The sequence below is a fragment of the Mycobacterium sp. genome, assembly GCF_050701675.1.
Classification (GTDB): domain Bacteria; phylum Actinomycetota; class Actinomycetes; order Mycobacteriales; family Mycobacteriaceae; genus Mycobacterium.
Window position 1 is genome coordinate 1 of the sequence record NZ_JBOGDD010000841.1, and the last position, 4,371, is coordinate 4,371.

Annotated in this window: 3 protein-coding genes and 1 pseudogene; 3 read left to right on the plus strand and 1 reads right to left on the minus strand. The window is 66.6% G+C overall.

Annotated elements, in window-relative coordinates; translation table 11 throughout:
• Nucleotides 1–317 (plus strand): annotated as a pseudogene (locus ACRDUX_RS25805) (ATPase); the annotation flags it as partial.
• Complete coding sequence (bagB, locus tag ACRDUX_RS25810; protein WP_526417861.1) at nucleotides 317–1,453, plus strand: ATPase BagB; 1,137 nt, start codon at nucleotides 317–319, stop codon at nucleotides 1,451–1,453. The pseudogene ACRDUX_RS25805 and the gene bagB, both read left to right, overlap by 1 nt.
• A 22-nt stretch (nucleotides 1,454–1,475) precedes the next feature.
• On the opposite strand, the gene ACRDUX_RS25815 is transcribed toward bagB, so the two are convergent.
• Entirely contained in the window at nucleotides 1,476–1,835 is a 360-nt protein-coding gene (locus ACRDUX_RS25815) for a WhiB family transcriptional regulator (RefSeq protein ID WP_526417863.1), read from the minus strand.
• Between the two features lie 282 nt (nucleotides 1,836–2,117).
• Here ACRDUX_RS25815 and ponA2 point away from each other — a divergent pair.
• On the plus strand, nucleotides 2,118–4,371 hold a 2,254-nt coding region (gene ponA2 / locus ACRDUX_RS25820), incomplete at its 3' end, for a transglycosylase/D,D-transpeptidase PonA2 (protein ID WP_526417865.1).

Consider the following 4,371-nt stretch of genomic DNA (forward strand, 5'->3'; position numbering starts at 1 on the left):
GCGTCATCGTCAACCGCAACATCCCCGCCTACCTGGATCCCGACGACCTGAGCAAGGCGGCCGAGGGCGACGTCGACGCCGACACCGTGCGCGCCGGCCTCGGCAAGGTCGGGATCAAGCTGTCCGACGACGACTTCGCCGGCCTGCTGACGGAGACGATTCAGCACGCGACGCGGATCAGCGCGCGTTCCGAGAGCGCAGCAGAACTCGACGCCGTCGACATCCCCAGGCTCGAACTGCCTGCGATCGCCGACGGCGTCGACCTCGGCAGCCTGTACGAACTCGCAGAGGCCCTCAGCCAGCAAGGAGTGCGGTGATGAGCACGACCCCCAACCCACTGGACATGGCCGCGATCCTGGCCGACCGGTCCAACCGGGTCGTCGTGTGCTGCGGCGCAGGCGGTGTCGGCAAGACCACCACCGCCGCGGCGATGGCGCTGCGGGCGGCCGAATACGGGCGCACCGTCGTCGTGCTCACCATCGACCCGGCCAAGCGGCTGGCCCAGGCGCTCGGCATCAAGGACCTCGGCAATTCTCCCCAGCGGGTGCCGCTGGCGCCCGAGGTCACCGGCGAGCTGCACGCCATGATGCTGGACATGCGCAGGACGTTCGACGAGATGGTGGTGTCGTACTCCGCCGACGGGCGGGCGGACGCCATCCTGGAGAACCAGTTCTACCAAACCGTGGCCACCTCGCTCGCCGGCACGCAGGAGTACATGGCCATGGAGAAGCTGGGTCAGCTTCTGGCAGAGGACAAGTGGGATCTCGTCGTCGTGGACACTCCCCCGTCGCGCAATGCGCTCGACTTCCTCGACGCGCCGAAACGGCTCGGCAGCTTCATGGACAGCCGCCTTTGGCGCCTGCTGCTGGCTCCTGGCCGGGGCATCGGCCGCCTGGTCACCGGCGCCGTCGGCCTGGCCATGAAGGCGCTCTCCACCGTGCTTGGCTCTCAAATGCTCTCGGATGCAGCGGGTTTCGTCCAGGCGCTGGATGCGACGTTCAGCGGTTTCCGCGAGAAGGCGGACCGCACCTACGAATTACTGAAGCGACGGGGCACGCAGTTCGTCGTCATCTCCGCCGCCGAACCGGACGCCCTGCGTGAGGCATCCTTCTTCGTCGACCGTCTGTCGAGCGAGAAGATGCCGCTCGCCGGGCTGATTCTCAACCGCACGCACCCGACCCTGTGCAACCTGCAGACCGACAAGGCCCGCGAGGCCGCCGATCAACTGGATGCCGAAGACGGCGGCGACAACGCCCTGGCAGCGGCGGTGCTGCGCATCCATGCCGACCGGGCACGCACCGCCAAGCGGGAGGTGCGACTGCTGTCCCGATTCACGGGCGCCAACCCGCACGTGGCCATCGTCGGCGTGCCTTCGCTGCCGTTCGACGTCTCCGACCTGGAGGCTCTTCGCGCGATCGCCGATCAGATCACCGGCGACGTGGAAGCGGCCTGACGGCCCCCCGCGGTTGGTCGATCTATACCGCGCTGCGGTGTTTGCGTTGGGCGGCGAAGAAGTCCGCCCAGGACACCACCTCGGGATGCTGCTTGAGCAGGGCGCGTCGTTGACGCTCGGTCATGCCGCCCCACACGCCGAACTCGACTCGATTGTCGAGGGCGTCCGCACCACATTCGGAGATTACTGGGCAGTGGCGGCAGATAACTGCCGCCTTTCGCTGGGCGGCGCCACGGACGAATAATTCGTCCGGGTCGGCCTGGCGGCAGCGTGCCTGGGAGACCCACGCGATGCGGGCTTCTGCCTCGGCACTTTGAACTACCACTCCATTGACTGGGGAACTCATGACTGTCCTGCGCGCCGCGGGCCGTGATCCTGACACCAGCGATCCCTTCGTCCAGCCGCCCCCTGCGACGGCCCAGTACACGGTGTAAACCGCAAGTGCGATCTACGCCACATTGCGATCGGTAGTGTTACCTGGATCGCACTGTCAGTCAAAGCTAGGTGGTCAGGGGGGTTTTGCGCAACAGTAAGTTCACGAATTTTTGGGACGACCGTGCCGTGATACATCTTCGCGCACTACCAGCGCTTGCGCAGACCTTCCGCACCGGCTAAATAGACCGCTCCGGGGCCCGTGCCGATCAACATAGCTACTCTGTTATCCATGTCAGATCGACCGCAGGCGACGCTGCCACCGGGCCGCCCGCCGACCACGGTCACCGTCATCAAGCTGGCGTGGTGCGTGCTACTGGCCAGCGTCGTCGCCGCGGGGCTGATGTTCCCGCTCGTCGGCGGCTTCGGCCTGGTGTCCAACCGCGCCTCCGACGTCGTTGCCAACGGTTCCTCCCAGCTGGTCGAAGGCGACGTGCCCGCGGTCTCCACGATGGTCGACTCGAAGGGCAACCCGCTCGCGTGGCTGTACACCCAGCGGCGGTTCGAGGTGCCGAGTGATCAGATCGCCAATTCGATGAAGCTGGCGATCGTCTCGATCGAGGACAAGCGGTTTGCCGAGCACAACGGCGTCGACTGGAAGGGCACGCTGACGGGCCTGTCCGGTTACATGTCCGGCGCCGCCGACACCCGCGGTGGTTCCACCATCGAGCAGCAGTACGTCAAGAACTACCAATTGCTGGTGATCGCGCAGACCGATGCCGAGAAGCGCGCGGCGATCGAAACCACCCCGGCCCGCAAGCTTCGCGAGATCCGCATGGCGCTGACCTTGGACAAGACGTTCGCCAAGCCCGAGATACTGACCCGCTACCTGAACCTGGTGTCGTTCGGCAACGGCGCCTTCGGCGTGCAGGACGCCGCTCAGACCTACTTCGGCATCAACGCCTCCGAGCTCAACTGGCAACAGGCGGCACTGTTGGCGGGCATGGTGCAGTCAACCAGCACGCTGAATCCCTATACCAATCCCGAAGGTGCGCTGGCCCGTCGAAATCTGGTGCTGGACACCATGATCGACAACGTCCCTCAGGAGGCGGACGCGCTGCGCGCCGCCAAGGAACAGCCGCTCGGTGTGCTCCCGCAGCCCAACGAACTGCCGCGCGGATGCATCGCCGCGGGCGACCGCGCCTTCTTCTGCGACTACGTGCTCGACTATCTGGCCCGCGCGGGCATCAGCAAGGAGCAGGTCTCCAAGGGCGGCTACCTCATTCGCACCACGCTCGACCCCGACATCCAGAACCAGGTGAAGTCGTCGATCGACGGCATCGCGGCTCCTGACCTCGAAGGCGTCGCGAGCGTGATGAACGTGATCAAGCCGGGCAAGGACTCGCATCCGGTCGTGGCGATGGCCTCCAACCGCACGTACGGCCTGAACACCGACGCCGGCGAGACCATGCAGCCCCAACCGTTCTCTCTGGTCGGCGACGGCGCGGGGTCGATCTTCAAGCTCTTCACCACGTCCGCGGCGCTCGAGATGGGGATGGGCATCAACGCCCAGCTCGACGCCCCGGCCCGGTTCGAGGCGAAGGGGCTGGGCAGCGGTGGGGCCAAGGGCTGTCCGCAGGCCACCTGGTGTGTGCTGAACGACGGCAACTACCGCGGGACGCTGAGCGTCAGCGACGCCCTGGCGACGTCGCCCAATACCGCGTTCGCGAAGCTCATCTCACAGGTAGGCGTGCAGCGCACCGTCGACATGGCCGTCAAGCTGGGCTTGCGTTCCTACGCCCTGCCAGGCACGGCACGTGACTACGACCCGGAGAGCAACGAGAGCCTGGCCGACTTCGTCAAGAGGCAGAACCTGGGGTCGTTCACGCTCGGCCCCATCGAGGTCAACCCGCTCGAGCTGTCCAACGTCGCCGCGACGTTGTCCTCCGGCGGCACGTGGTGCCCGCCCAACCCCATCGACAAGGTCTTCGATCGCAATGGCAAGGAGGTCTCGGTCACCACCGAGACGTGCCAGCAGGTCGTGCCAGAGGGGCTCGCCAACACCCTTGCCAACGCGATGAGCAAGGACGACACCGGCCCAGGCACGTCGGCCGGCGCGGCCGGGGCGGCGGGCTGGACCCTTCCCGTCTCCGGGAAGACCGGAACCACCGAGGCCCATCGCTCGTCGGGCTTCTTCGGGTTCACCAGTGCCTTCGCCGCGGCGAACTACATCTACGACGACTCCTCGGCTCCTTCGGACCTCTGCTCCTTCCCGTTGCGGCAGTGCGGCTCTGGCAACCTGTACGGCGGCAACGAGCCCGCCCGCACGTGGTACACCGCCATGAAGCAGTTCACCCCCGACAACGTGGTGCTGCCGCCGACCGATCCCCGCTTCGTCGACGGAGCACCCGGTTCGAAGGTGCCCAGCATTGGCGGCATGACCCAGGACCTGGCGCGCCAGCGTCTGAAGGACGCCGGCTTCCAGGTCGCCGATCAGGCCACGCCGATCAACAGCGGCTCATCGGCGGGCACCGTCGTCGGCACTT

What these genes read in the sequence shown, in the direction of transcription:
- bagB (WP_526417861.1), top strand. Translation starts at nt 317, where the DNA reads ATGAGCACGACCCCCAACCCACTGGACATGGCCGCGATCCTGGCCGAC.